At 34.7% G+C, this 25,294-nt stretch carries 25 protein-coding genes, 2 tRNA genes and 1 other annotated feature; of the genes, 2 read left to right on the top strand and 25 right to left on the bottom strand.

Features of this window, described 5'->3' with window-relative positions; genetic code table 11:
* Positions 1 to 3: 3 nt before the first annotated feature.
* Positions 4 to 74: a sequence feature (ribosomal protein L21 leader region), on the bottom strand.
* A gap of 22 nt (positions 75 to 96) precedes the next feature.
* The 23 genes from xerA to EAI80_RS03930 all read right to left on the bottom strand — a co-directional run bounded on the left by xerA (position 97) and on the right by EAI80_RS03930 (position 23,234).
* A complete protein-coding gene (xerA, locus tag EAI80_RS04040; RefSeq protein ID WP_129981015.1) occupies positions 97 to 1,029 on the bottom strand; it encodes a site-specific tyrosine recombinase/integron integrase in 933 nt (310 codons plus the stop codon).
* Positions 1,022 to 2,314: a methylenetetrahydrofolate--tRNA-(uracil(54)-C(5))-methyltransferase (FADH(2)-oxidizing) TrmFO gene (gene trmFO, locus EAI80_RS04035; RefSeq protein ID WP_192923996.1), complete on the bottom strand. Its 1,293-nt coding sequence runs from the start codon at positions 2,312 to 2,314 to the stop codon at positions 1,022 to 1,024. The genes xerA and trmFO overlap by 8 nt, the downstream gene beginning before the upstream one ends.
* A 41-nt stretch (positions 2,315 to 2,355) precedes the next feature.
* A complete protein-coding gene (topA, locus tag EAI80_RS04030) occupies positions 2,356 to 4,440 on the bottom strand; it encodes a type I DNA topoisomerase (RefSeq protein WP_129981014.1) in 2,085 nt (694 codons plus the stop codon).
* An 85-nt stretch (positions 4,441 to 4,525) separates the two neighbouring features.
* Positions 4,526 to 5,275, bottom strand: a complete 750-nt coding sequence (dprA, locus tag EAI80_RS04025; protein WP_129981013.1) for a DNA-processing protein DprA — start codon at positions 5,273 to 5,275, stop codon at positions 4,526 to 4,528.
* 65 nt (positions 5,276 to 5,340) lie between these two features.
* Positions 5,341 to 5,976, bottom strand: a complete 636-nt coding sequence (locus EAI80_RS04020; protein WP_129981012.1) for a ribonuclease HII — start codon at positions 5,974 to 5,976, stop codon at positions 5,341 to 5,343.
* Positions 5,969 to 6,829, bottom strand: a complete 861-nt coding sequence (ylqF, locus tag EAI80_RS04015; RefSeq protein ID WP_129981011.1) for a ribosome biogenesis GTPase YlqF — start codon at positions 6,827 to 6,829, stop codon at positions 5,969 to 5,971. Before ylqF ends, EAI80_RS04020 begins: the two co-directional genes overlap by 8 nt.
* Positions 6,830 to 6,839: 10 nt before the next feature.
* Positions 6,840 to 7,367, bottom strand: a complete 528-nt coding sequence (gene lepB, locus EAI80_RS04010; protein ID WP_129981010.1) for a signal peptidase I — start codon at positions 7,365 to 7,367, stop codon at positions 6,840 to 6,842.
* A 36-nt stretch (positions 7,368 to 7,403) separates the two neighbouring features.
* Positions 7,404 to 7,751: a 50S ribosomal protein L19 gene (rplS, locus tag EAI80_RS04005; RefSeq protein WP_022425811.1), complete on the bottom strand. Its 348-nt coding sequence runs from the start codon at positions 7,749 to 7,751 to the stop codon at positions 7,404 to 7,406.
* A 115-nt stretch (positions 7,752 to 7,866) separates the two neighbouring features.
* Entirely contained in the window at positions 7,867 to 8,583 is a 717-nt protein-coding gene (gene trmD / locus EAI80_RS04000) for a tRNA (guanosine(37)-N1)-methyltransferase TrmD (protein WP_129981009.1), read from the bottom strand.
* On the bottom strand, positions 8,573 to 9,076 hold the full coding sequence (gene rimM / locus EAI80_RS03995; protein WP_117459900.1) for a ribosome maturation factor RimM: 504 nt from the start codon (positions 9,074 to 9,076) through the stop codon (positions 8,573 to 8,575). The genes trmD and rimM overlap by 11 nt, the downstream gene beginning before the upstream one ends.
* A gap of 35 nt (positions 9,077 to 9,111) precedes the next feature.
* Positions 9,112 to 9,366 carry a KH domain-containing protein gene (locus EAI80_RS03990; protein ID WP_006504719.1) on the bottom strand — a complete coding sequence of 85 codons (255 nt, stop codon included), beginning with the start codon at positions 9,364 to 9,366 and terminating at the stop codon, positions 9,112 to 9,114.
* Between the two features lie 2 nt (positions 9,367 to 9,368).
* On the bottom strand, positions 9,369 to 9,641 hold the full coding sequence (rpsP, locus tag EAI80_RS03985; protein ID WP_006504720.1) for a 30S ribosomal protein S16: 273 nt from the start codon (positions 9,639 to 9,641) through the stop codon (positions 9,369 to 9,371).
* A gap of 81 nt (positions 9,642 to 9,722) precedes the next feature.
* On the bottom strand, positions 9,723 to 11,780 hold the full coding sequence (locus EAI80_RS03980; RefSeq protein WP_161220275.1) for a sensor histidine kinase: 2,058 nt from the start codon (positions 11,778 to 11,780) through the stop codon (positions 9,723 to 9,725).
* 5 nt (positions 11,781 to 11,785) lie between these two features.
* Complete coding sequence (locus EAI80_RS03975; protein ID WP_129981007.1) at positions 11,786 to 12,490, bottom strand: response regulator transcription factor; 705 nt, start codon at positions 12,488 to 12,490, stop codon at positions 11,786 to 11,788.
* Positions 12,491 to 12,696: 206 nt separating this feature from the next.
* Entirely contained in the window at positions 12,697 to 14,088 is a 1,392-nt protein-coding gene (gene ffh / locus EAI80_RS03970) for a signal recognition particle protein (RefSeq protein WP_129981006.1), read from the bottom strand.
* Positions 14,089 to 14,098: 10 nt separating this feature from the next.
* Positions 14,099 to 14,428 (bottom strand): YlxM family DNA-binding protein, encoded by a 330-nt coding sequence (gene ylxM / locus EAI80_RS03965; protein ID WP_022424280.1) that lies wholly within the window; start codon positions 14,426 to 14,428, stop codon positions 14,099 to 14,101.
* A gap of 4 nt (positions 14,429 to 14,432) precedes the next feature.
* Positions 14,433 to 15,413, bottom strand: a complete 981-nt coding sequence (gene ftsY, locus EAI80_RS03960) for a signal recognition particle-docking protein FtsY (RefSeq protein ID WP_022424279.1) — start codon at positions 15,411 to 15,413, stop codon at positions 14,433 to 14,435.
* 11 nt (positions 15,414 to 15,424) lie between these two features.
* A complete protein-coding gene (locus EAI80_RS03955) occupies positions 15,425 to 18,361 on the bottom strand; it encodes a chromosome segregation protein SMC (protein ID WP_129981005.1) in 2,937 nt (978 codons plus the stop codon).
* 11 nt (positions 18,362 to 18,372) lie between these two features.
* Positions 18,373 to 18,945, bottom strand: coding sequence for a xanthine phosphoribosyltransferase (locus EAI80_RS03950; protein WP_129981004.1), 573 nt, complete (start codon positions 18,943 to 18,945; stop codon positions 18,373 to 18,375).
* Between the two features lie 5 nt (positions 18,946 to 18,950).
* The gene (locus EAI80_RS03945) at positions 18,951 to 20,324 is read right to left on the bottom strand and encodes a HAMP domain-containing sensor histidine kinase (RefSeq protein WP_129981003.1); all 1,374 of its coding nucleotides are present in this window, start codon (positions 20,322 to 20,324) and stop codon (positions 18,951 to 18,953) included.
* On the bottom strand, positions 20,324 to 20,995 hold the full coding sequence (locus tag EAI80_RS03940; protein ID WP_022424275.1) for a response regulator transcription factor: 672 nt from the start codon (positions 20,993 to 20,995) through the stop codon (positions 20,324 to 20,326). The genes EAI80_RS03945 and EAI80_RS03940 overlap by 1 nt, the downstream gene beginning before the upstream one ends.
* Before the next feature lie 23 nt (positions 20,996 to 21,018).
* Positions 21,019 to 21,948 carry a bifunctional oligoribonuclease/PAP phosphatase NrnA gene (locus tag EAI80_RS03935; protein ID WP_129981002.1) on the bottom strand — a complete coding sequence of 310 codons (930 nt, stop codon included), beginning with the start codon at positions 21,946 to 21,948 and terminating at the stop codon, positions 21,019 to 21,021.
* A gap of 86 nt (positions 21,949 to 22,034) precedes the next feature.
* The gene (locus EAI80_RS03930) at positions 22,035 to 23,234 is read right to left on the bottom strand and encodes an acetate kinase (RefSeq protein WP_129981001.1); all 1,200 of its coding nucleotides are present in this window, start codon (positions 23,232 to 23,234) and stop codon (positions 22,035 to 22,037) included.
* A gap of 168 nt (positions 23,235 to 23,402) precedes the next feature.
* On the opposite strand from EAI80_RS03930, the gene EAI80_RS03925 reads away from it, so the two are divergent.
* Both EAI80_RS03925 and EAI80_RS03920 read left to right on the top strand, forming a co-directional pair.
* Positions 23,403 to 23,493 (top strand) — tRNA-Ser (locus EAI80_RS03925).
* A gap of 8 nt (positions 23,494 to 23,501) precedes the next feature.
* Positions 23,502 to 23,579 (top strand) — tRNA-Asp (locus EAI80_RS03920).
* Positions 23,580 to 23,658: 79 nt separating this feature from the next.
* Here EAI80_RS03920 and EAI80_RS03915 read toward each other — a convergent pair.
* Together EAI80_RS03915 and EAI80_RS03910 are read right to left on the bottom strand one after the other, a co-directional pair.
* Positions 23,659 to 24,390 carry a CPBP family intramembrane glutamic endopeptidase gene (locus tag EAI80_RS03915; RefSeq protein ID WP_022424231.1) on the bottom strand — a complete coding sequence of 244 codons (732 nt, stop codon included), beginning with the start codon at positions 24,388 to 24,390 and terminating at the stop codon, positions 23,659 to 23,661.
* Positions 24,390 to 25,294, bottom strand: a 905-nt coding sequence (locus EAI80_RS03910) for a DUF975 family protein (protein ID WP_129981000.1), incomplete at its 5' end; no start/stop codon positions are given. The genes EAI80_RS03910 and EAI80_RS03915, both read right to left, overlap by 1 nt.

Below are 25,294 nucleotides of genomic sequence, written 5' to 3'. Positions count from 1 at the left end.
ATTTTTTTCTCTTAGACTCGCCAACCAAGGCAGCACTTGCATTTAATACCTTTTATGTGCGGTTGTAGTCAGAGGTCTACAACGCTGATTATAATATCATTTATTACCCTTATCGTCAATATTTTTTTCAATTTTCTTAAATTCTTGTCGAGGGCAGGTACGATTATATACTTCTCTTAAGTGTTCTTGGGATACATGGGTATAAATCTGAGTTGTTGATAAAGAGGAATGACCCAATAATTCCTGTACAACACGGATATCCATTCCTGCATCAAGTAAATGAGTCGCAAAAGAATGACGTATCGTATGAGGATGAATCTTACGCAATGGATCATAGAGATACATTGTACGATCGATAATATTTTCTACTCCCCTATTTGTTAGCTTTTTTCCTCTTCTGTTCACAAATACATAATCATGTGTTTCATGATATTCATTCATAATGCTTACTCGATCATTATCAATATATTCTATTAACCATTTCTTTGCATAATCATGAAATGGCACTTCTCTTTCTTTACTTCCTTTACCGAATACTCTAAGCATCTGTCTATTATAATCAACCTGGGATAAACGTAATGAGACAACTTCACTCACACGAAGTCCTGATGCATACATAAGTTCTAAAAGAGCCTTATTTCTTACGCCTAAAGACGTATGCGTATCAATTGAGTCTAGATACCCCATCATTTCATCTACATAGAGGAAATCAGGATTTCTAGTACCTGTTTTTAATGAGTGCACCTGTGTGAAAGGATTAGAAGAAACAATCTCCTGTTTACATAAATATTTAAAGAAAGATCTTAAAGAACTCAAATAATGATTAATTGTTGTATGAGATAAGTGCTTCTCATTTAAATGAATCAAATAATTCTGAATAACATAATAATCTACTTCCTGTAAAGAAATACTTTCTTTACCTATAAATAAAAGAAAATCAGTCAATTCTCTATCATAAGATTCTAAAGTGAGTACAGAGTAGTTCTTTTGATATTTAAGATAGTGAAGAAAAGTTTTCTTCTCATCCATTGATAAATTCTTCCATCTTTTCTAATGCACGTTGTGCATATTTTTCTTTCTTTTCTTTTTTCTTCACTTTACCTTCTAAATCAGGAAGAATTCCAAAGTTAGCCTTCATTGGTTGGAAATCACTAGGAGACGCATGAGTAATATAATAAGCGAGAGATCCCATAACTGTTTCTCTAGGATAGACTAGTAATTCTTCTCCCTTTAAATATCTCACCATATTTTTACCAGCCACAATACCACTCTGAGCAGATTCCACATATCCTTCTACACCAGTCATCTGACCTGCAAAGAATAAATCTTCACGATTCTTGAACTGATATGTAGGATTTAAATATGTAGGTGAATTAAAGTAACAGTTACGATGCATAATACCATAACGGACAATAGAGGCATTTTCTAGTCCTGGAATCATATGAATAATACGGTCCTGTTCACCCCATTTTAAATGTGTCTGGAATCCTACAATATTATATAGAGACCCAACCGCATTATCCTGTCTTAGCTGAACAACTGCTTCAAAACGCTGACCATCCTTTTCTAGTCCTACTGGTTTCATTGGGCCAAAAAGTAATGTCTGTTTACCTCTTCTCGCAATTTCTTCAAAAGGCATACAGCCTTCAAAGAACTTTTCTTCAAAATCATGAGGCTTAACAACTTCCGCAGTAATCAGTGCATCATAGAAAGCATCAAATTCTTCTTTAGTCATTGGACAGTTAATATATTCTCCATCGCCCTTATCATAACGTGATTTATAAAAAGCTTTATTAAAATCAATAGATTCTTTTGTGACAATAGGAGCTGCTGCATCATAGAAATAAAAATAATCCTGATTACCCATTAAATTCATAATTTCTTTTGCGAGTGCATCACTTGTCAAAGGTCCTGAGGCAATAATAGTAGGCCCTTCAGGTATTTTGGTCACTTCTTCTCGGTGTACAGTGACTAAAGGATGATTTTCAATAAATTCTGTCACTGCATGAGAAAAACCTTCACGATCGACTGCCAAAGATCCTCCTGCAGGAACTGCATGGTCTCTTGCCATCTTGATAATCAAGCTATCATTCATTGTCATTTCCTGTTTTAATACACCAACCGCATTCTTTAAACCATCTGCACGTAATGAATTAGAACATACAAGTTCTGCAAAATCACTTGTCCTATGAACATCAGTCTTTTTCACTGGTCTCATTTCATATAAATGTACAGGAACACCTTCTTTAATAAGCTGATAAGCCGCTTCGACACCAGCCAAACCTCCACCCACGACATTTACTTCCTTAATCATATTTTCCTCCAACAAAGAAAATGAACTGCATGGGCAGTTCATTATTCTTCTTTCTTTTTCTTTTCTTTAATAATTGTTTTACACTTTGGATAATTAGAGCAGGCTTTAAATGGACCAAAACGACCCTTTTTCCATACAACTGGACTGCCACAGTTAGGACATGTTTCACCTGTCTCTTCAAGCTTCTGAGGCTTGATATATTTACATTTAGGGTAATTAGAACATGCTTCAAAGCGTCCAAAACGACCCATTTTATAGATCATAGGAGAGCCACATTGAGGACATGTCTCACCTGTTTCTTCATTGATCTTATTTTCATCAGCCTTAACATATTTACATTCTGGATAATTGGAGCAGGCTACAAATTCTCCAAATCTTCCTTTTCTAATAACAAGATCTCCACCACACTCAGGACATTTTTCTCCTGTTTTTTGTGGTTCAATCTTTTCCATACCATCATAGGCTTTTTCTAATAGTGGTTCAAATACTTGTTCAAATTCAGTTAAAGCATGAACATAAGTATCCTGACCCTTCGCAATTTCATCAAGCTCATTTTCCATCTTTGCAGTATAGTCTACATTGATAATTGAATCAAAATATTCAAGAAGTTTCTTATTAGTCAAAAAACCTGATTCAGTAGGCTTGAATGTTTTCTTTTCTAAAATGACATATTCTCTAGTCTGAATTGTATCAATAATAGTGGCATAAGTAGAAGGACGACCAATACCTAATTCTTCCATTGCCTTAATAAGTTTTGCTTCTGTATAACGTGCTGGTGGTGTAGTGAAATGTTGTTCCTTGTTGATCTTTTTAGCGTCAATTTCTTCATTTTCACTCATATCTGGGAGTAATTCATTCTTACTCTTATCATATTCACCATAAACCTTTAACCAACCATCAAACTTTAAGATAGAGCCTGATGCATTAAACTTATAATCATTGTTGTCTAATACTAAAGATGTACTTGCAGACTGGCTTGGTGCCATGAGTGAAGCAAGTGCGCGGGCATAGATCAATGAATAAAGCTTATATTGTTCCTGTGTAAGATATTGTTTAATACTTTCTGGTGTACGTTCAATACTTGTTGGACGGATGGCTTCATGGGCATCCTGAACATTTTCAGTCTTTTTAGACACCTTAATGCTTCCTACATATTCTTTACCATATGTCTTTTCAATATAATCCATAGCAGCAGAAGTGAATTCTGGTGATAAACGGATAGAGTCAGTTCTCATATAGGTAATTAGACCGACAGTTTCAGTACCGATATCAATCCCTTCATATAATTTCTGAGCAATGGACATAGTACGTCTTGCCTTAAATCCTAATTTACTGGATGCTTCCTGCTGAAGTGTCGAAGTAATAAATGGTGCATAAGAATTTCTTTTCTTTGTTGTCTTTTTAATCTTTTCAACAGTAAAAGTTGAACCTAGTGCATCATAAATAACCTGTGCTTCTTCACCATTATGGATTTCTAACTTCTTAGTCTTATGTTTTGTAAGTTCTGCCTTGAAAGGAATATTATCCTTTTCAAATTCAGCATCGATTTTCCAGAATTCTTCTGGTACAAATGCATCAATTTCTGCTTCTCTTTCACAGATCAATCTTAATGCAACTGACTGTACACGTCCTGCAGACTTAGATTTAATCTTCTTCTGTAGTAGTTTAGAAAGCTTAAACCCAATAATTCTATCTAGAACACGTCTTGTTTCTTGTGAATGAACTAAATCCATATCTATCCTACGTGGATTTTCAATTGCATTTGTGACTGCATTCTTAGTCACTTCGTGGAATTCTACTCTCTTTGTAGTTTCAGGATCTAATCCTAATACTTCTGCTAAATGCCATGAGATGGCTTCCCCTTCACGGTCCGGATCGGTTGCGAGATAAACATCATCTGCTTTTTTCGCACATGCTTTTAGTTCTTTTACAACATCTTTCTTATCTTTACTAATAACATAATGAGGGGCAAACTCATTTTCTATATCTACACCTAAGCCGCCTTTACCCGAGATAGCCAGGTCTCTGATATGTCCTTTTGATGATTTAACTACGAAATCATCGCTTAAGTATTTACTAATTGTTTTAGATTTAGATGGTGATTCGACAATAACTAAATGACTCATACATCTAACCCTCCTTCATCACCTTATAATATGGGATTTTTTTATTTTGTCAACATCTTAGTGAGAATAAGAAGCGAAACGCTTCCTATTCTTCTAAGATATCTTCTACACTCATAACTAGCTTTGCGCCCTGCTGGATGAGTGCATTACAGCCTTTACAGTCATATATACGCCCTGGAACTGCAAAGACATCCTTGCCTTGTTCTAGGGCAAAACCAACTGTAATCATTGTGCCACTTTTAATATCTGCTTCAGTGACAAGAAGTTTCTGTGAGAGTCCGGCTATAATACGATTTCGTTTAGGGAAATAGTCCTTTCTTGGTGGGGTAAGACCTGGATATTCACTGATAATAAGTTCGTTTTTTAATTGATCATAGAGTTCCTTATTCATTGGTGGATAGGGATAATCAATCCCACTTCCAAGTACTGCCACTGTATGACCATTAGATTTTAAAGCCGTACGATGGCCCACACCATCTATACCTTTAGCCATGCCTGATACAATCACAAGTCCTTGTTTTACAAGATCTTCTACAAGAATACGCGTCGCCCTGACACCATACTCACTGCAGTCTCTCTTACCAATCACACCGATACATTCATTATCTAACAAAGATAAAGATCCATAATAATAGAGCACAAATGGAGGACAGTTGATGAACTTAAGATGCTGTGGATAATCATCACTAATAATAGTCGTATAAGAACACTTAATTGTCGCAAAAAGTTCTTTCTTTAATGATTCATCTACGCGTTCTTTACGTTCTAATGCCTTATAAATTAAATCAAACTGTCCATGATACTTCAACGAAAAATAAAGTAGAATATCTTCCACACAATCACCTCCTACTATATCTATTCCCTGTAAGAGGCTTCTTTTCTCAAAAAAGAGAAAGATATTTAATCTTTCTCTTCAAAATCAAATGATAATTGTTCATTCAGTACTTTTTGTACTGGCGCAAAAGATTTACGATGTATTGGAGTCACACCATATTTTTCTAATGCTTCCTTATGTGCCTTAGTGACATAACCCTTATGTTTTTCAAAGCCATATTCTGGATATTGTTTACCATATTCCTTCATGATGCGGTCTCGAGTCACTTTCGCAAGAATACTTGCTGCTCCAATAGATAAACTTTTTGCATCTCCTTTAATAATAGAAAGATGAGGAATATCTCCTAAAGGCATTGCATCACTTAATGTAAAATCAGGTTCTAATGATTCTACAATACGTTTCATACCAGTACGAGAGGCTTCATAAACATTCAGTGTATCTACTTCTTCTACTGATAAAACCTCTATTTGATAAGCAAGCGCATTCTCTATAATGAGGTCATAGAGTGCTTCTCTTTTCTTTTCTGTGAGCTTCTTTGAATCATTAATACGTTCATCATAGAAATCCTCAGGAAAGATGACACCCCCCACAACAAGAGGTCCAGCCATAGGACCTCTACCTGCTTCATCGACACCTAATATTCTAGAATAACCAGCACCTCTGGCTTCATTTTCATATTTTAAACGTTCCTGATTATTCATCGATTAACTCCCAAGTAATTCTTCCCAGAGAGGCATTCTTTAAGTCATTAAAGAACGTTTCCTGAACACGGTCATAATCTGTTTCGCCTCTTAATTTCTTAATATGACGATAATCTGAAATATGATCATAGACTGGTAGTACCCAATCAGAATCTAAATTAATAGTCAAATTATAACGTTCCTTCAACTTTTCTGGATAATGTTTTGCAAGATAACCAATTGCATGAATAAAGAGATCATCAAGAGGAAGAATTTCCATCTTAATAGAGCCACATAGTGCAACATTCATCGCTTTATTGATATCTGTAAACTTAGGTTCTAGAACACCTGGTGTATCAAAAAGTTCAAAGTCCTTATCAACACGAATAATCTGCTGAGCCTTAGTTACACCTGGTTTATTTCCTACTGCAGCAGCTTTTCTTTTCGCAATCTTATTAATAAAAGTAGACTTACCTACATTTGGAATACCTGCAACAAGAGCACGAATTGGTTTGGGTTTTAATCCTCTAGCCGCTTCTTTTTCACGCTTTTCTTTTAACTGATAGCGGCACATATTAACGATTTTCTTTTCTTCCTTGAAGTTCTTTAAGTCAACCGCAATAGCACTATGTCCCTGTCTTTTAAATTCTGCAATTAATGCATCTGTAGCCTTAGGATCAGCTAAATCTTTCTTTGTAAGAATATAGAGGCGTGGCTTATTCTTAATCATATAATCAAGCTCTGGATTATGTGTTGAAAAAGGAGCTCGTGCATCTACAAGTTCAATCACAATATCTACTAACTTAACTTTACTTTCGATTTCTCTTTGGGCTTTAGCCATGTGCCCTGGATACCACTGAATCTGTTTTGCCATAATTTCCTCCTCAATCATTACTCTTAATATGTTTTATAGGATAAATGATATATCCATTTTTAGCACGTATATCTTCTTTGTAGATAGGTCCAAAATATCTTGAATCATAGGATAATGGACGGTTATCCCCTAAAACAAAATATTCATTATGCTTTAACTTGATTTTAAAATCTCTTGTATATTGTGTGAGACCTAATTCTCTTTTTTCTTTCTGTATAAAAGAAAGTTTGAAGAATGATTCTTCTACAAGTTTACCATCAATATATAAATGATCATTCTTATAGCTGATTTCTTCTCCTGGCAGTCCTATCACTCGTTTAATGATATCTTCTTTTAATGCTGCGCTGCGTACTTCAACGATATCAAAACGGTGTATCTGCTTATGTGATGTAATTCCAGTCATTAAGATAAAATCTCCATCATGAATAGTAGGCATCATTGATGTTCCTTTTACCTTTACAGGAAGAACAATAAAAGTAAATAAGCATAATATAAGAGTCACTAGACCAGGTAAACACAGCTTCTTTAATTTATTCATAATATAGAAAAAAGAATGGGGTAAGCCCCCATTCTCTTATCGAATTTCTTTAATTCTAGCAGCTTTACCAGATAATCCACGTAAGTAATGTAATTTAGCTCTACGTACTTTACCAACCTTAGCTACTTCGATATGATCGATGATTGGAGAGTTTACTGGGAATACTCTTTCAACACCTACACCGTAAGAAATCTTTCTAACAGTGAAAGTTTCACCAATACCACTACCCTTTTTAGCAATACAAACACCTTCGAACATCTGAAGACGAGTCTTATTACCTTCCTGGATCTTTACAAATACTTTTAAAGTGTCACCAGCTTTGAACTGAGGTACATCAGTCTTGATCTGGCTCTTAGTAATTTCATTTACTAACTGCATGTTCATTATAACATTTCCTCCTACACAAATTTAGTCTTGGAAGCTCATTCGTATATATAACCAGCGGAACTTCTGTGTCTTACGACTCGCCTATTATAGCACCGTCTTTTTTATAAATCAATTACTTTTTTAATTCTTTTAGAATTTCTAACTCTTCTTCTGTAAATGAACGTTTTTCTAATAAATCAGGACGTTTGATCATTGTTTTACGTAATGATTCCTTTAAACGCCATTTACGGATATTTTCATGATGACCACTTATGAGGACATCAGGAACCTTGCTGCCTTCATATTCATAAGGTCTTGTATATTGTGGATATTCTAATAATCCATTAGAGAATGAATCATCTTCATGACTTGCCTGAGTGATCACTCCATGAAGCAAACGGATCACACTATCCATAACTACCATCGCACCAAGTTCTCCTCCTGTGAGTACATAATCACCAATAGAAAGTTCTACATCTACATAATCACGAATACGTTCATCAAAGCCTTCATAATGACCACAGATGATAACGATATGTTTCTGATTGAGAGCTAATTCTTCAGCATAAGCCTGATGATGTGTCATACCCTGAGGGCTCATTAAAATAACAAGTGAATCCTTTGTGACTACTGTCTTTAAACAATCTAATAAAGGCTTACACATAAGCACCATGCCCTGTCCACCACCATAAGGTGTATCATCTACACTCTTATGACGATCTGTCGCAAATTCTCTAAAATCATGAATATTCACTTCTACATGACCACTATCAATAGCTCTTTTAATAATAGATGTTGTCAAGAATCCTTCAAACATCTCTGGAAATAATGAAAGAACATCAATCTTCATCTAAGAAGCCTCCAATCAATGAGACATCAATACGCTTATGTTCAATATCCTTATTCTTTACAAAAGCATCAATATAAGGAATCATAACCTTCTTACCATTTACATCTACACCAATAATAGCCTGTGCCCCCTGATATACATCAGTGACCTTGCCAATATAAGTGCCATTATTATAGACTTCACAATCCACAATATCAGAAATATAATGCATGCCTTCAGGTAGTAAAGAAGTATCCTTAGGTGCATAACAAATACATCCCTTATACTTTTCTACTTCATTAATATCTGTATAACCTTTAAAGGCAATCATATCAAATCCTTTATGGATATAATGCTTACTGATTTCAAAATCAAGATATTCTCTTGGTGTTTTGACAAGAATATGGCTGCCAGGGGCAAAGCGCTGTTCTCCAAAATCAGTTGAAGAAGCAATCTTTAAATCACCCTTGATTCCAAATGTATTAATGATTTTACCAATTTCTACAAGTTCCATTTGTACCTCCAAAAAAAAGGAAGTGTACACTTCCTTTATTCCTCACCATATGATTCAAATTTGATATCTAATCTCTTATGCATACCACGTGTACTTACAGACATAAGCTGTCTAATAGAATTAGCCATAACGCCTTTTCTACCAATTAACTTAGAAATATCATCATGTGATGCATAAACATATAGAACAATCGCGTTATCATCTAATGAAGGCATTTCTCTAACCTCTAACTTATCACGATCATTGACAAGTTCAAGACAGATGTCCTGTAATGCCTTAACGTAATCCATAATTATTTAGCCTTCTTAGATTCAGCAAATTCTTTGATTACGCCTTCTTTAGAAAGGATGTTCTTAACTGTGTCAGAAGGCTGAGCACCGTTACCTAACCACTTTAAGATTTCTTCTTTCTTTAAAGAAACCTTAGCTGGATTCTGTCTTGGATCATAAGTTCCTAACTGTTCAATGAAACGACCATCTCTTGGCATTCTTGAATCAGCTGCAACAATTCTATAAAATGGTGACTTCTTAGCACCCATTCTCTTTAATCTTAATTTAACTGCCATTGTATTTTCCTCCGATCAATTTAATTTGCTTACTTATAATACCATATTCAAATTAGGTGTCAAGTATTTTTACTTGACACTTTAACTTTTTTTAAATGTCATGATGACTTTAAAGAGATCACCATCTATTTCTATATCAAATGTACCACCCTGAGCAACGACAAAGCTTTTCGCAATCGCGAGTCCTAGACCGCTGCCTGTTTCATGACGGGATTTATCTCCACGTACAAAACGTTCCTGGATTTCTTCACTAGAGAAGTTCATTTCTACTTCACTCATATTCTTGAATATGACTGAAACATAGTCTTCTTCCTCATGAATATCAATATAAGCTCGACTATGTGGCATGGCATACTTACCAATATTAGTTAATAGGTTTTCAAAGACACGATATGTCTTATCTCCATCTAAGTGTACAACAACATCTTCGACATTCTTAATGACCTGGATATCTTTAGATTCTAATACTTCAATACATTCAGCTAAGGACTGATCAACTAACGCTTGTAATCTTAAATCAATAGGATGAAGGTCAATATTACCACTAGAGGCTTTAGAAACATCAAAGAGATCCTGAATGAGATTGGAAAGTCTATTTGTATATTTTTCTAACTGGTTTAAATATTCAGTTCTTGTTGCTTCATCAGCTTGTGTATTCTTAAGTAAAATAACATAGTTCTTAATACATGTAAGAGGTGTTTTTAAATCATGAGAGACATTGGTAATAAGTTCTGTCTTCATATTCTGTGATTTTGTTTCTTCCTTTACAGCTGCTTCAAAACCAGTTTTCAGGTTATTTAAGCGATTACGCATACTGTTGAAAATACCTAGATCATCTTCTATTTCTGTATCAAAGTGACCATGAGAAAGCTGTTCTGTAAAGTTAAGCATATTTTCATAATCATTCTTTACCTTCAGTGACTGCTTTCTTATATATAAGAAAGAGATCATTACATAGATAATCGCAAAGATTGTCTTACTAGGTGAAATGACATATAAAATAATAACGAGCAATGCATTACAGATAGTAAATTTCAAGATATCCTGATTGATATTATCCTTCAAATCAAATTCAGTCACTCTATTACCTAGTTCCTTTGTTTTTGCATAAAGGGCATAAATGCATGTATTGTTTCTAAAATAGTCCATTCCATTCATAAGCATATACTTCACAGTAAAGCATAACATTGAGAACAAGAAATAGAAAATGAGCATACAGAAGAAATAGAGGCCATAACTGATAGATGTAGCATAAGCTATATTATGTCTTGCAAGGGCACCTTGAAGTTCTCCCATCATCACAAGAGCACCTGTTACTCCTGATGCCCCTATAAAAATAAAACTAGTTAATCCAATAATGATAATAACAGTTAATAGCTTCCATTGTTTAATTGTGCGATATGGATTAATAACTTCTTCTACATCTAATGAATTCATTAAAATATATATAAAGATAACTAAACCCAGAAGAAGAGCAACTCCTGAAAGGACTGCAATATCATATTCATCCACAAAATTACGTTCAATATATGTCATAGGCGATTCATACATTGTACAATAATAAGTCATTTCTATATCTTTAGGTAAATTAATACTTACCTGATTTAAATCTACATACGTATTATATACTTTAAGTAAAGATCTTTTTCCATCTTTTCCTTCTTCGAGCTTATATCCTGCATCAAGGTTACTAATAATATCACTTTCATCAAAAAGAGCTACAGTATCCGTGTAAAAATATTTCGAACGCGCACTAGATTTAAAAAATTCTTCATAGGCGACAGGATAATAAGATTTCTGATTCTTATAATACTGTCTTGTCTTTTCATTATATGCTTCATAGTGAAATCCATCATCATCCTGTTCCATATCTAAAACAGTTTTGAATATTTCATTCATCGTCGCAGTAGCTGCTTCTTGTGATTTTTCATCTAGCCCATTAAAATTTAAAGGCTTATAATCAGGATCTGTTTTTGATTCAACTGCCATTGTAAGAAACTGCAGCATATATTCATTCGTATTGTCTGCGACTCTTTTCTTATAACCATCCTGCTGTTTGACTGTGATATAAATCATACAGCTCGGACAAGCCAATAATAAGACAATTAAGCCAATAATAAATATACGTCTTTTCTTCATTGTCATCACTCCATCTTTTCTATTTTATAGCCAACACCCCAGACAGCCTTCAAATACTCAGGATGTTTAGGATTGGCTTCAATCTTTTCTCTAAGCCTTCTTACATGAACCATGATTGTTTCTGTATTAATGGCTGTTTCTTCCCAGATAGATTCATAGATTTCTTCTGCAGAATACACCTTACCAGGATAACTCATTAGTAGTTCTAATATCTGGAATTCTTTCTTAGTGAGTCTTACTGAACGACCATTCACAAAGACTTCTTTAGTTGCCTGGTCTAATACTAAACCTCCTACAATAAGCTGATTACTTGGTGTCTGTGTACTTCCCTTTAAATTTAAGATTTGTTCATAGCGTCTTAAATTAGAATTCACTCTTGCAATAAGTTCCATAGGTTCAAAAGGTTTAGTGATATAATCATCTGCCCCTAGATTAAGTCCTGTAATCTTATCAATATCTTCTGTTTTCGCTGTCAAGAAGATCACAGGAATATCTGATACTTCACGAAGTTTCATTGTCATAGTCAGCCCATCCATAACAGGCATCATAATATCTACAATAGCTAAATGAATATCATTGTTTTGAAGTGCAATAAGCCCTTCTTTTCCATTCTCCGCTTCAATGACTTCATAATTCTGACTCTTTAAAAAAATCTTAACTGTTTCTCTAATACCTAACTCGTCTTCTACAAGTAATATTGTATGTTTCATTAACTTAACTCCCCTTCTTCATAATCAGCGAGTCAATGTACTTAAATAAGCGATAATACTGATCATAATAACAGGAAATAATAATGTGAACATAAATGTTTCAAACATATGTATCCCTCCTTCGCTTATAAGTATAGTGACTAAAAATAAAAAGATTCGTGATGAAATTCTTAAATAATTCTAAAGAAAAAACCTCCGAGGAGGTTTTATTTCTTCTTTTTCTTATGTCTTGTCTTTTTACGATAAGGATTGAACTGCTGCTGAGTCTTCATTGGTCTTTGTGTTGGCATACCAGTTGTGGGATCAATGTTACCTAACTGCTTCATGACCTTACGTGACTGTTCAAACTGTTTTAATAGCTTATTCACTTCAGTCACAGGCTGACCACAACCCTTGGCAATTCTTTCTTTACGTGATGAATTAATCATATCCGGATTTGCACGTTCTGCTTTAGTCATAGAATAAATGATTGATTCAGTCATCTTCATCTTAGCAGCGGCATCATCATCATTTAAATTAGGAATCTTAGGCATTCCTGGAATCATCTTTAACAAACCAGATAAAGGACCCATCTTTTGAAGTTTCTTCATCTGATCAAGCATATCATCTAAACCAAAAGTACCGGCTTTCATCTTATTGAAAGCTTTCATACTTTCTTTTTCATCATAAACATCCTGTACCTTTTCTACAAGGGAAACAACATCCCCCATACCAAGGATACGATCTGCCATACGGTCAGGATAGAAATAATCGATTTCGTCTAATTTTTCACCTGTACCGATATATTTAATAGGGACATGAGTGACATGTCTAATAGAGAGGGCACCCCCACCACGTGCGTCACCATCTAACTTAGTTAAAACTGCACCAGTGATTCCTAGTCTATCATTGAATGTTGAAGCAACATTAACGATTTCCTGACCAGCTAATGAGTCAACAACTAAAAGGATTTCATCAGGATGGGCAATTTCTTTAACGTTTGCAAGCTCCTGCATCAACTTTTCATCAATCTGTAAACGACCAGCAGTATCGATGATCACTACATCGTTGTGATCATCACGCGCTTTAGCTAAAGCTTCAGTAACGATTGTTTCTACAGGTGTATCAGTGCCTTTAGAGAATACTGGAATATTAAGTTGTGCCCCTAATGTCTTTAACTGATCAATGGCAGCAGGACGATAAATATCGCCAGCAACCAATAAAGGCTTCTTACCTTGTTTTTCAGTGATTAATTTAGCAATCTTACCAGCAGTTGTAGTTTTACCTGAACCCTGTAAACCAACCATCATGATGATTGTAGGATCTTTAGAGTAGTCTACAGTCACCATTTCTGTACCAAGTAATGATACTAATTCATCATGAACAATCTTAACAAGAACCTGTCCTGGTTTTAATGAACCAATAACGTTCTGACCGATTGCTTTTTCTTTTGTATTTGCAATAAACTCTTTAACTACCTGGTAGTTAACATCGGCTTCAAGTAAAGCCAAACGGATTTCACGAAGCATCTCCTCCATGTTTGCTTCAGTAAGAGTCGCTTGTCCTGTTACCTTTTTTAATGTCTCTTGGAGTCTATCTGATAAAGATTCAAAAGCCATAATTACCTCCCTAGATATTCTTCAGCATTTCAAGATATTCATCAATATCTTCATGCTTCTTATTCTTTTCTTCTTCAATCTTATTAATTAAATTAAGTCTCTTACGATGATTTTCAAGAATATGTAATTTAGATTCATACTTCTCTAAACTCATCACAGAACGCTTAATATTATCAAAAACAGCATTTTTAGAAACACTTAAGTCTTCAGCTATTTCTGATAGAGACAGATCTTCCTCATAGTAGAGAGAAAGATACTGTTTCTGTTTGTCTGTCAACAATTCTCTATAACAATCCATCAAGAGGATGACTTGTTCTTTCTTTTTTAACTCTTCATCCATCATCTTACTCCATTAGATCATTACACAAACCATAAATATACTGTTCAAGATCAAATTCCTGTAAGTCATCAATCTTTTCACCTAGACCAATAAACTTAACAGGGATATTCAACATATCCTTAATAGAAAGAATAATACCACCCTTGGCAGTACCATCCATCTTAGTAAGGACGATACCTGTAATATCTGTAATCTTAGAGAATTCTACAGCCTGTGAAATACCATTCTGACCTGTTGTTGCATCTACTACAAGTAATGTTTCCTGAGGTCCTTCTGGTACAACTCTCTTGATGATACGATTCATCTTTTCAAGTTCTTTCATTAAGTTTACTTTATTCTGTAAACGTCCTGCTGTATCACAGATGAGTACATCATAACCGCCTGCTTTTGCCTGTTCTAATGCATCAAAGATAACAGAAGAAGGATCTCCTCCTTCTTTTCCCTTAACACAAGGAATATTTAAACGGTTTGCCCATTCAGCAAGCTGTTCTATAGCACCAGCTCTAAATGTATCACCGGCAGCCACCATAACCTTCTTGCCTTCTTCATGCATAATCTTATTGGCAAGCTTAGCGATAGTAGTTGTTTTCCCTGCACCATTGACACCAACCATCAAGATGACTGTTAAGTCATTTTCTGCATAGTTGATCTTAGTTGTCATATATGAATCATTGGCATAGATGACAAACATCTTATCAACGATAATATCATTAATCGCATGAGGATCCTTGATATTTTCAAGACGTACTTCCTTCTTGATTTCATCTACAATCTTCATAACCATGTTGACACCAACATCACTCATGATCAGGATATTTTCTAACTCATCAAAATATTCATCGTTGATTTCACGATATCTTGCGGCTAACGCATTAATTTTAGATGAGAAAGAAGCAGATGATTTATCAAGACCAGCAACATACTTCTCATTCTGTTTTGTAGACTTACCTACAAATGTTTCTTTAATCTTTTGAAAAAATCCCATAATGCATCCTCCTAACTGCTTGCATATTCAGTGGCATCCTTAAGCTTAACACTGACAAGCTTAGTGACACCTTTTTCCTGCATTGTAGCCCCGTATAATAGGTCACATTCAGCCATAGTTCCTTCACGATGTGTAACGACAATAAATTGTGTCTGATCTGAGAAACTACGCAAATACTTCGCAAAACGCTCTACATTCGCAATATCAAGTGCCGCTTCTACTTCATCGAGAATACATAAAGGAGATGGCTTTACGCTGATCATCGCAAATAAACAGCTTAATGCGATTAGTGCATTTTCTCCTCCTGAGAAAGAATGCAGCTTAGCAGCCTTTCCAGGTGGCTGTGCTTCAATATCAATACCTGTTTCTAGAATATTATCTGGATCAGTATATTTAAGTGAAGCATGTCCTCCGCCAAATAAATAACGGAATACATCGTTGAACGCCTTATTGATTGCTTCAAATGAAGCGCTGAACTTCTCAACCATAATAGCATCCATATCTTTAATAGCTTTTAATAAGCTATCCTGTGCTTCTAATAATTGTGAACGCTGTGTACTTAGTGTTTCATAACGTGTACTTACATCATTGTATTGTTCAATTGATTCTACATTGACATGTCCTAGTGACGCTATACGCTGTCTTAAATCACGTACTTTATCCTTAGCCTTATCGATATCAATAGACATATCGGCTTTTTCCTGCGCATGTTCAAAAGTCATTGCATATGCATCATTAAGTCTTAATAAGTAGTTCTGAATTTCTGTTTCTAAACGAGACTTTGCGACCTTCTTATCCGTACTCTGACTTTCTACATCTTTTAAAGCAGCACGATGTTCACGTAAACGACGAGAGACTTCTTCGTTTTCATTCACATAACCCATACGGATTGTACGTTTTGCCTGAATTGTTTCTTTTAATTCATCACGACGTCTTTTTGCATCATTTAAACGATCGAGTAATTCATTGTTTTGAGTGCCTTTGATGACTTCATCAAGTTCGACACTCTGGTGTGTCAAGTTTTCATAATCAGCCTTAGCAACTTCATATTCATTCTTCTTATTTGTGACAACAAGTTCAAGTTTTGCGAGAGACATCTGTTTCTGCATAAAGAGCTGTCCAATTTCTCTTCCCTCATTTTCTAATGTATGAAGATCGGACTTCATCTTATTAAGATCTTTTTCTTGTTGATCCAATGTATGAGACACACGTTCTAATTCTCTTTTAGACATCATTGAATTATTTGTATGCTTATTTGCCCCACCAGTTAAAGAACCACCTACATTGATGATATCTCCTTCAAGGGTGACAACACGATAGCGATGATAAATAGACTTTGCGATTTCTGTCGCATGATCTAGATGATCAGCTACAATTGTATTACCTAACTGGTTTAATATAACATCACTAATAGACTTATCATAAGTCACAAAATCACTCATTACACCTAAATATCCAAGAGACTGTTCAGCAAGCATCTTTGCTTCATCTCTTAATAATCTAGGTTTCATTGTATCAATAGGTAGGAATGTTGCACGTCCTGCCTTATTCTTTCTCAAGAAATAAATAGCTTCTTTTGCCTGATCATTTGTACGAGTGACAATAAATTGAACTGCCCCACCTAGCGCTGTTGCAAGTGCTGTTTCATAGGTTTCTTCTGTTTCAATCAGATCACCTAAAGTACCACAAATACCAGATAAAGAATTCTTCGCACCTAAAATAGTACGTACACCATAGCTATAGCCACTCTTATTCTCAATAATATCAGTCAGTCTTGTCTTCTCAGTACGAGAATTATGAATGTCAATATTCTTCTTTTCAATTAACGAACGAAGATTTGCCTGCTGTTTCTTATTTAAAGAATCTTTCTGTGCCAAATCATTCTTTTCTTTCTTGACATCATTATAACGCTTCACTCTATCGTTATAATCTATAATCGCATCTTGAAGAATAGACTTCATACTTGCTTTCTTTTGTTCTATATCTTCCTGGCTTGTTGTTTCTAATATATGCTTACGATTGGCATCAATTTCAACCTTCTGTGTTTCAAGACTGCTGACTTCATTCATTGCCTCTAATAGCTTTTCCTGAAGTTCATTGACTTCCTGGTCAAGTGCATACATCTTCTTTTCAAGTTCTTCACTCTGCTTTTCATCAAGAATAACAGCACCATCATTGGTAATACGTTCATTTTCTAGGTCTTCTAACTCTTTATTTAAAGTCTTTAATTCTTCAGAAAGAGTACTGATTTCCTTTACTAGCACTGAAACTTCTACTTCCTGAAGTTCTTCTTTGAACTCTAAATATGTTTCAGCCTTTTCTTTTTGTCTTTTCAATGGTCCTATCTGTCGTTCTAATTCACTACAGATATCCTGAACACGGTCTAAATTGTCTGTTGTACGTTCAAGCTTTCTGACTGTTTCAATCTTACGTTTCTTATATTTTGCAACACCTGCTGCTTCTTCAAACATCGCACGTCGATCTTCTGGTTTGCTTTTCACAAACTCATTGATATTATTCTGAGAAATAATAGATAAAGAATCTCTACCAAGACCTGTATCCATAATCAAATCAGTAATATCCTTTAAACGGCACTGTTCTCTATTTAATAAGAATTCAGAATCACCTGTACGATAAAGACGACGTGTGATTTCTATTTCATTAGAATTAAAATCAAGAAAATGATCTTCGTTATTAAAGACAAGTGTCACTTCTGCTTCACCCTGTGCTTTACGATCTTCACTTCCAGAGAAAATGACATCCGTCATTGTTTCTCCACGCATTGCCTTTGCAGACTTTTCTCCTAGTACCCAGCGAATGGCATCAGTAATATTTGATTTACCACATCCATTAGGTCCTACTATTCCAGTAATACCTGGCATGAATTCAACTACACTTTTATCCGCGAAGGATTTAAAACCATGAAGTTCAATTCGTTTTAAATACATGTTATTCCTCTCTAATCTAAAATAACTTTGCCGTCTTCAAAGCCCTTTACGATTGCAAGAGACTGTACTTCATATCCAGCTTCTTCAATTCTATGTCTTCCCTGCTGGAATCCTTTTTCAACGACAATACCAATACCTTCAACTGTTGCTCCTGCCTGATGACATAAGTCAATCATGCCCATAACAGCTTCACCATTAGCTAAGAAATCATCCACGATTAATACATGGTCTTCTGGACTTAAATACTTCTTAGAAATCTGTCCAATATAGTCTTTATTCTTAGTATAAGAATGAATTTCTGTAGTATAGAAATCATTGTCAGTAATTGCAGAAGAACCTTTCTTAGTAAATACTACATGACAATTATTGAATTTCTGTGCAACGACAACAGCTAAACCAATACCACTTGCTTCAATAGTAACAATCTTGTTGATTGGTTTATTGTTATATCTTTCATAGAATGCATCTGCAATCTTATTAAATAGTTCTACATCAATCTGATGATTTAAAAAACTATCTACTCTTAATACATTCTCATTAATAACATATCCGTCTTCTAAAATCTTTCTCTTTAACTCTTCCATCTTCACTAATCCTTTTTCTTTTTTGTGAGTCCTGTAAACATCTCATATGGGATATAAACAGTAAATACAGAACCAACATCTTCTTGTGATTCTACATCTATTTTATAGTGATGTAAATCAATAATCCTTTTTACTATAGATAAACCAAGTCCATTTCCTTCAATTGTACGTGATTTATCCTGTCTATAGAATCTTTCAAAGATATGAGAAATAGCATCCTGGCTCATTCCCACACCTGTATCTTCAAATCTTACCTGTAGTTCAGTGGCTGTTCTTCTCACTTCTACTGTCACTACACCATGCTCATTCGTATACTTGATCGCATTACTTAATAAATTGATCCATACCTGTTCCATACGGCTTTCATCGGCTTCAATAATGAATTCTTTTTTAGGATGAATGAATTCTATTTCAATATCCTTACTTAAAGCCGCATTATCTTCCATCTCAATAACACGATTAAGCTGTTCAATAAGTGGGAACTCACTCTTATCTAATGATGTATCTTCACCATCTAATAATGTTAATTGAAGCATATTCTTAGATAGATGAGACAAACGATTTGAGTTGAACAATATAATATCAGCATATTTCTGTCTTTGTTCATCTGTCAGATTCTCATTCTTTAATATTGTCGCAAATCCACTAATAGCCGTTAAAGGCGTCTGGAACTCATGAGATACATCCGATATAAATTGTTGTCGGATTGTTTCCTGCTTAGCGAGTCTGACTGCCATTTGATTGAAGGAAGCATACAATGAAGATATTTCATCCTTTCCTTCATAATTGACACGCACCTTATAATTCCCTTTCGCAAGCTCATCAGTAACCTTTGTGAGACGTGAGATTGGTTTCACAATAATATCTGCAACAATCAGGAAGACAATACTTCCTGTCATCATAAAGATGATAGCTGCACTTGTATAAGACTTCATAAAGATATCTTTTGTAGCAGAAAAATCCTTCTGAACTGTAATCACATATGTTTGATTATCAATCTTAAATGCTTTTGCATATTGCGAAATGATTCCTTCGCTACGTAATGACTTTTCTTTAGAAGTCGCAAGTGTTTTTAATTCATCATCTTTAAGTATAAGTTTCTTATTAACATGTCCATAACTTTTGGTCTGTCCTTCACATGTGACGGTGAAAGACATTTCTGATGTTTCTGAATAATCTGCTAAAATCTTATCCTGATTCTTATCATCAATTAACTTGATCAAATCTGCAATATGATTGGAAGAATGTTCTAACTCTTCTAATGCCAGTTGATCAGAGTCACGATTATAAGATCTGATTGTAAAGAAACAACAGATTGAAAAGCTTAATAAAGATGTTAATAAAAAGCCAATTATAAGTTTACTATAAATAGACTTCATTACTCAACCTCTATTTTATAACCTAAGCCACGTACTGTCACAACTTTGAATCCTGGGAGATGTCCAAGATTCTCACGAATACGCTTAATGTGAACATCTACTGTACGATCAAAACCGTCATAATCCATTCCCCAGATTTTTTCAATAAGCTGTTCTCTCGTGAAAATCTGATTAGGATTCTTTGCGAGTTCAAATGCCAATTCAAACTGTTTTAAAGGAAGATGGATAATCTGATCCTGATAACGCACTTCATATTTATCACCATCAAAGATGACATCACCAATCTTCACTACATTAGAAGAATTAATACTATAACGCTTTAAGATTGTTTTAACACGCGCCATTAATTCATCTGGGTCAAAAGGTTTTGTAACATAGTCATCAATACCTAAAGAGAATCCTCTTAATTTATCTTTTGATTGTGATTTAGCTGTCAACATAATGACCGGGAATTCACGATATTGTCTCATTTGTTCAACAAGTTCAAAACCATCCATTCCGGGCATCATGATATCAACAACAGCCAAATCAATATATTGGTTTTCTACTATATCCAATGCTTCTTCAGCATTAGCTGCTTCAATTGTATCAAAACCTGCTTTATCAAGATAGAAACGCACCAATTCTCTAATATGCATTTCATCATCTACAACCATGATTTTAGATTTCATCTTATTTCACCTCATTTTTTTCATTATATCATACTTATTGCATCATGAAGAGATGAAAGTAAGTCCTCAAGCTGATCTAGACTCGAAAGTGTTGCACCTGAAGCAAGGGCATGTCCTCCCCCACCAAACTTAGCAGCCACTTCATTAATAATCGCATTTCTAGAACGAATAGAGACACGATAGACATTATCTTTCGTATTTTCTGTAATAGCACACCAGACTTCAAATTCCTTGACATTTGCAAGTGTATTGACGTAGCTAGAACCTTCTTCACGACTAATACCTAATTCTTTAAGGTCTTCATCCTTCAATATATAGTAAGCCACTTTATCATTGACTTTATAATTGTTCAAGATAAACTGCGTGACTTTTAAATCTTTTTCTTCTCTTAAATACATTGTTTGATAGATTTCTTCAATATTAATACCTGATTCCAATAAATAAGAAGCTGCCTTGAATGTACGCTCATCAGTAGAGCGATACATAAATCTATTTGTATCACCAATAATACCCATATATAAAGCACGTGCACCTTGTTCATTTAAAGAATAAGTATCCTTTACTTCTTCTAATAATAGAGAAACAATCTGTGAAGCACTTGATGCAGTGGCATCTTCAATATTGATATCTCCATAAGAATCTACGACGATATGATGATCAATCTTAATGATCTTCTCACATACTGAAATATCACCATCAATACGTTCACGATTAGCTGTATCAATCACAATACCTAGAGTAGGAAGTTCTTTTTCTTCATCTATAGGGGCATTGAATTTTTCCCATAAAACATTATCAAAGCTCCCTTTTAACACAACATTGATTTCTGGAAAGTTTTCTTTTAAGAAATAATACATACCTACAGTAGAACCAAAAGCGTCATAATCAGGATTAATATGACGATATAAGAATACTTGTTTATATTGTTTTAATAAATTAATTATTTTATCCATAATTTAACCCACCTTTTCCCCCATTTTAACATACTTTCATAGAAATAAAAAAGACAGAAATCAATATATGACTTCTGTCTGTCATTTTATCCTAAATGTAATAGTTTCATAGTATCTCTAGCGATTTCTACTTCTTCATTTGTAGGGATTACAAAGACATCAATCTTAGAGAACTGATGAGAGATTAATCTATTTTCGTCTGAACGAATCGCATTTGATTCTTCATTGAGGAATACACCTAGTGCACGAGAACAATCATCGATAATCAAACGTCTTAAGTAAGCAGCATTTTCACCTACACCCGCAGTGAAGGCAATCGCATCTAAGCCACCTAATTCAACGAAATACTGACCAATATATTTAGAAACAATACGTGAATATAATAAACCAGTTAATAATGCACGTTCATCACCTTCATTGAATAAAGCATTTTCAATATCACGTGAATCTGAAGAAATACCTGAAATACCAAGCATTCCTGATTTCTTATTATAGATATCTAATACTTCATCAGGTGTTTTATTCAATTTCTTACATAAATAAGGCATGATAGATGGATCGATTGTACCACATCTAGATCCCATCATTACACCTGCTAGTGGTGTGAATCCCATTGATGTATCAATACACTTACCATCTAATACTGCAGAAAGTGATGCGCCATTACCTAAATGACATACGATGATACGTGAATGTTTTGGATTACCTAATTCTTTAATAACCTGTTCAGAAACATATTTATGACTTGTACCATGTGCACCATATTTTCTAATCTTATAGTCTGTGTAATATTCTAATGGTAATGGATATAAATATCTTTCTCTATCCAATGTCTGATGGAATGCTGTATCAAATACGAATACATGTCCTACTCCTGGAAGAGCTTCTTTGAATGCACGATATCCTACTAAGTGTGCAGGGTTATGTAGTGGTGCTAATTCACATAACTCTTCTACCTTACTTACTACGTCTTCATTTACAACAGCACTAGAATCAAAGTATTCACCACCGTGTACAATACGATGTCCTACCCCTTCAATTTCTTCTAGCTTTTCAACAATTTTTTCCTTCACTAATGCTTCTAACAATAAAGAAACAGCGACCTTATGGTCTGGAATAGGTAATTTTTCTGTTTTCTTCTGTCCATTATGCTTAATAGTAAAAATTCCTTCTTCTAGTCCAATTCTTTCCACAATACCTGAGCAGATTACTAGTTCTGAAGGCATTTCTAATAACTGGAATTTTAATGATGAACTACCAGCGTTTACCGCCATGATTTTAGCCATATTATAACCTCCTTAAAATCATATAATTTTATTTTACTAAAATTTTATGTAAAAGACAACAACAACTTGTAAGCGTTCTCATACAAATGTGTAAATTTTTATTGAAATTTATACAAAAAGTACTTGCATAATATATTTATACATGGTATATTTAGTAGGCAGTCCGATGCAGACATACTCAAGAGGCTGAAGAGGCTCCCCTGCTAAGGGAGTAGGTGGGGTAACCTGCACGAGGGTTCAAATCCCTCTGTCTGCGCCATTGCAAATGGTCTGGTAGTTCAGTTGGTTTAGAATGCCGCCCTGTCACGGCGGAGGTCGCGGGTTCGAGCCCCGTCCAGACCGCCATTTGTAATTTAACACTTCTTCGGGAGTGTTTTTTTATTTATATATACTTTAAATGCCAGACATTGTCTGGCATTTTTATTTAGAATAAGATGACTAATAACGCAAATATATTGTTTGTCATATGTGTAAGAATAGAAGCCCAGATATTATCTGTACTTTCATAAATATACGCAAAGACTAGTCCTGAGCAAGCATATGGTATCATCTGTACCATTTCAAAGATATTACCCGCAAAGACTGAATTCATAACATGAATAAAGCCAAATAAGAAGGCAGAGACCACATAAGCTAAGAATCTATTATATTTACGTAGACCTGTAAAAATAATGCCTCTAAAGATTAATTCTTCCCCAATTGGTGCTAAGAATCCCGTCACAAAGAACATGATGGCAGGAATACTTTTAGTAAGTGATTCTACCTGCTGCTGATTCACACTTGATGATTGATCCACAAAAAGTTTAACTATACTACTTCCAATCGCATTAGCACAAATATTAAGGAAGAATCCTAGAAAACATCCTGCAACAATAATAGATAGCTTATTATTCATGAAGTCTTTCCATTGACGCATAATAAATTTTCTAAGGATAATGACCGCAATAAGTGCAGTAATCAAATCTACCACAAAATTCAACCAAATATTCGCATTCGTTGAAGTGATTGAAAGGTTAAATGTTAAGATTGTCCACTTTACAATCGCACTACCAATATAACTATTACAATAAAAGAATAAAGGAAGTAGAATCAGACATCCAAGTACTAATTCCTGACCTGAAAGTCTTCTAGTAAAACGATCAATTTTTTGTCTCATTAGATTCTCCCTTCATCATAGAACTTATAAGCAATTTCTTTATAGAATAGTGCCTGAACAGTAATATAAGCAGGCTGGTATGTATAAGCCGCTACTGCCGCGCTTAGAATTGAACCAGTCAATCCTGCAATACCATTATCACCGAATACGCCACCAATCATACCACTAATGATGGCACATAGAAGAATCCATCCAATAAATGAAAGATTGATTAATAATAAATCCGCGCAATGACCTTTCATTAATGTGAATGATTCCTTAAGCGCCCCAAAGCCTTTAATGCCATATTCCTGATGTAAGTAAGTCATCGCAAACATACGTAAATTAACCCAGATCATTACAAATGCGAAGGCAAAGAGCAATATAAACAATAATATCGCACTTAGTGCTGTAAGACCTGAAACAACCCCGGTAACAGGTGAAACACTATAAGGATCACTTAATAGCGCAAATAAGCCACCAAAAGAGCCAAGAGAGCATACCACAATAAGTGCTACAAAAATGGATATTATGACGAAGTTTACAAGTACTTTTACAAGATAAGTTGGTACGTATTCAATCCAGTTAACTAGACCATAGATACCATCATTATCTGATAATTCTTGTTCACGATCAGTAACAACTTTAAGCCCTGCAACAACATATCCTTGTTCTACTGCAAGTAATAACGCTGAAATAATCAAATAAATGATATACATCACCCCATTACCCGAATCAAATAAGCTAGGGAATGCTGAAATAACACCTATGATCAAGCAGATGCGTGATAGACTTGCTTTGTTGACGCGTGCAATTTCTCTTGCACGCTGTTTAATCATTGAAATATTCATAATTTCCTCCATTTCCCCGCGCCTTCGTTGCGCGGACACAAATATATAACCAAACTCAAATCCCCCAAAACTCT

The sequence above is a fragment of the Catenibacterium sp. co_0103 genome (assembly GCF_004168205.1).
Taxonomy (GTDB): Bacteria; Bacillota_I; Bacilli_A; order Erysipelotrichales; family Coprobacillaceae; genus Catenibacterium; species Catenibacterium mitsuoka_A.
This window is presented reverse-complemented; position numbering and strand designations above follow the sequence as displayed.

What these genes read in the sequence shown, in the direction of transcription:
- xerA (WP_129981015.1), bottom strand. Translation starts at nt 1,029, where the DNA reads ATGGATGAGAAGAAAACTTTTCTTCACTATCTTAAATATCAAAAGAAC.
- trmFO (WP_192923996.1), bottom strand. Translation starts at nt 2,314, where the DNA reads ATGATTAAGGAAGTAAATGTCGTGGGTGGAGGTTTGGCTGGTGTCGAA.
- topA (WP_129981014.1), bottom strand. Translation starts at nt 4,440, where the DNA reads ATGAGTCATTTAGTTATTGTCGAATCACCATCTAAATCTAAAACAATT.
- EAI80_RS04020 (WP_129981012.1), bottom strand. Translation starts at nt 5,976, where the DNA reads ATGAATAATCAGGAACGTTTAAAATATGAAAATGAAGCCAGAGGTGCT.
- ylqF (WP_129981011.1), bottom strand. Translation starts at nt 6,829, where the DNA reads ATGGCAAAACAGATTCAGTGGTATCCAGGGCACATGGCTAAAGCCCAA.
- lepB (WP_129981010.1), bottom strand. Translation starts at nt 7,367, where the DNA reads ATGAATAAATTAAAGAAGCTGTGTTTACCTGGTCTAGTGACTCTTATA.
- rplS (WP_022425811.1), bottom strand. Translation starts at nt 7,751, where the DNA reads ATGAACATGCAGTTAGTAAATGAAATTACTAAGAGCCAGATCAAGACT.
- trmD (WP_129981009.1), bottom strand. Translation starts at nt 8,583, where the DNA reads ATGAAGATTGATGTTCTTTCATTATTTCCAGAGATGTTTGAAGGATTC.
- rimM (WP_117459900.1), bottom strand. Translation starts at nt 9,076, where the DNA reads ATGGAACTTGTAGAAATTGGTAAAATCATTAATACATTTGGAATCAAG.
- EAI80_RS03990 (WP_006504719.1), bottom strand. Translation starts at nt 9,366, where the DNA reads ATGGATTACGTTAAGGCATTACAGGACATCTGTCTTGAACTTGTCAAT.
- rpsP (WP_006504720.1), bottom strand. Translation starts at nt 9,641, where the DNA reads ATGGCAGTTAAATTAAGATTAAAGAGAATGGGTGCTAAGAAGTCACCA.
- EAI80_RS03980 (WP_161220275.1), bottom strand. Translation starts at nt 11,780, where the DNA reads ATGAAGAAAAGACGTATATTTATTATTGGCTTAATTGTCTTATTATTG.
- EAI80_RS03975 (WP_129981007.1), bottom strand. Translation starts at nt 12,490, where the DNA reads ATGAAACATACAATATTACTTGTAGAAGACGAGTTAGGTATTAGAGAA.
- ffh (WP_129981006.1), bottom strand. Translation starts at nt 14,088, where the DNA reads ATGGCTTTTGAATCTTTATCAGATAGACTCCAAGAGACATTAAAAAAG.
- ylxM (WP_022424280.1), bottom strand. Translation starts at nt 14,428, where the DNA reads ATGGATGAAGAGTTAAAAAAGAAAGAACAAGTCATCCTCTTGATGGAT.
- ftsY (WP_022424279.1), bottom strand. Translation starts at nt 15,413, where the DNA reads ATGGGATTTTTTCAAAAGATTAAAGAAACATTTGTAGGTAAGTCTACA.
- EAI80_RS03955 (WP_129981005.1), bottom strand. Translation starts at nt 18,361, where the DNA reads ATGTATTTAAAACGAATTGAACTTCATGGTTTTAAATCCTTCGCGGAT.
- EAI80_RS03950 (WP_129981004.1), bottom strand. Translation starts at nt 18,945, where the DNA reads ATGGAAGAGTTAAAGAGAAAGATTTTAGAAGACGGATATGTTATTAAT.
- EAI80_RS03945 (WP_129981003.1), bottom strand. Translation starts at nt 20,324, where the DNA reads ATGAAGTCTATTTATAGTAAACTTATAATTGGCTTTTTATTAACATCT.
- EAI80_RS03940 (WP_022424275.1), bottom strand. Translation starts at nt 20,995, where the DNA reads ATGAAATCTAAAATCATGGTTGTAGATGATGAAATGCATATTAGAGAA.
- EAI80_RS03935 (WP_129981002.1), bottom strand. Translation starts at nt 21,948, where the DNA reads ATGGATAAAATAATTAATTTATTAAAACAATATAAACAAGTATTCTTA.
- EAI80_RS03930 (WP_129981001.1), bottom strand. Translation starts at nt 23,234, where the DNA reads ATGGCTAAAATCATGGCGGTAAACGCTGGTAGTTCATCATTAAAATTC.
- EAI80_RS03915 (WP_022424231.1), bottom strand. Translation starts at nt 24,390, where the DNA reads ATGAGACAAAAAATTGATCGTTTTACTAGAAGACTTTCAGGTCAGGAA.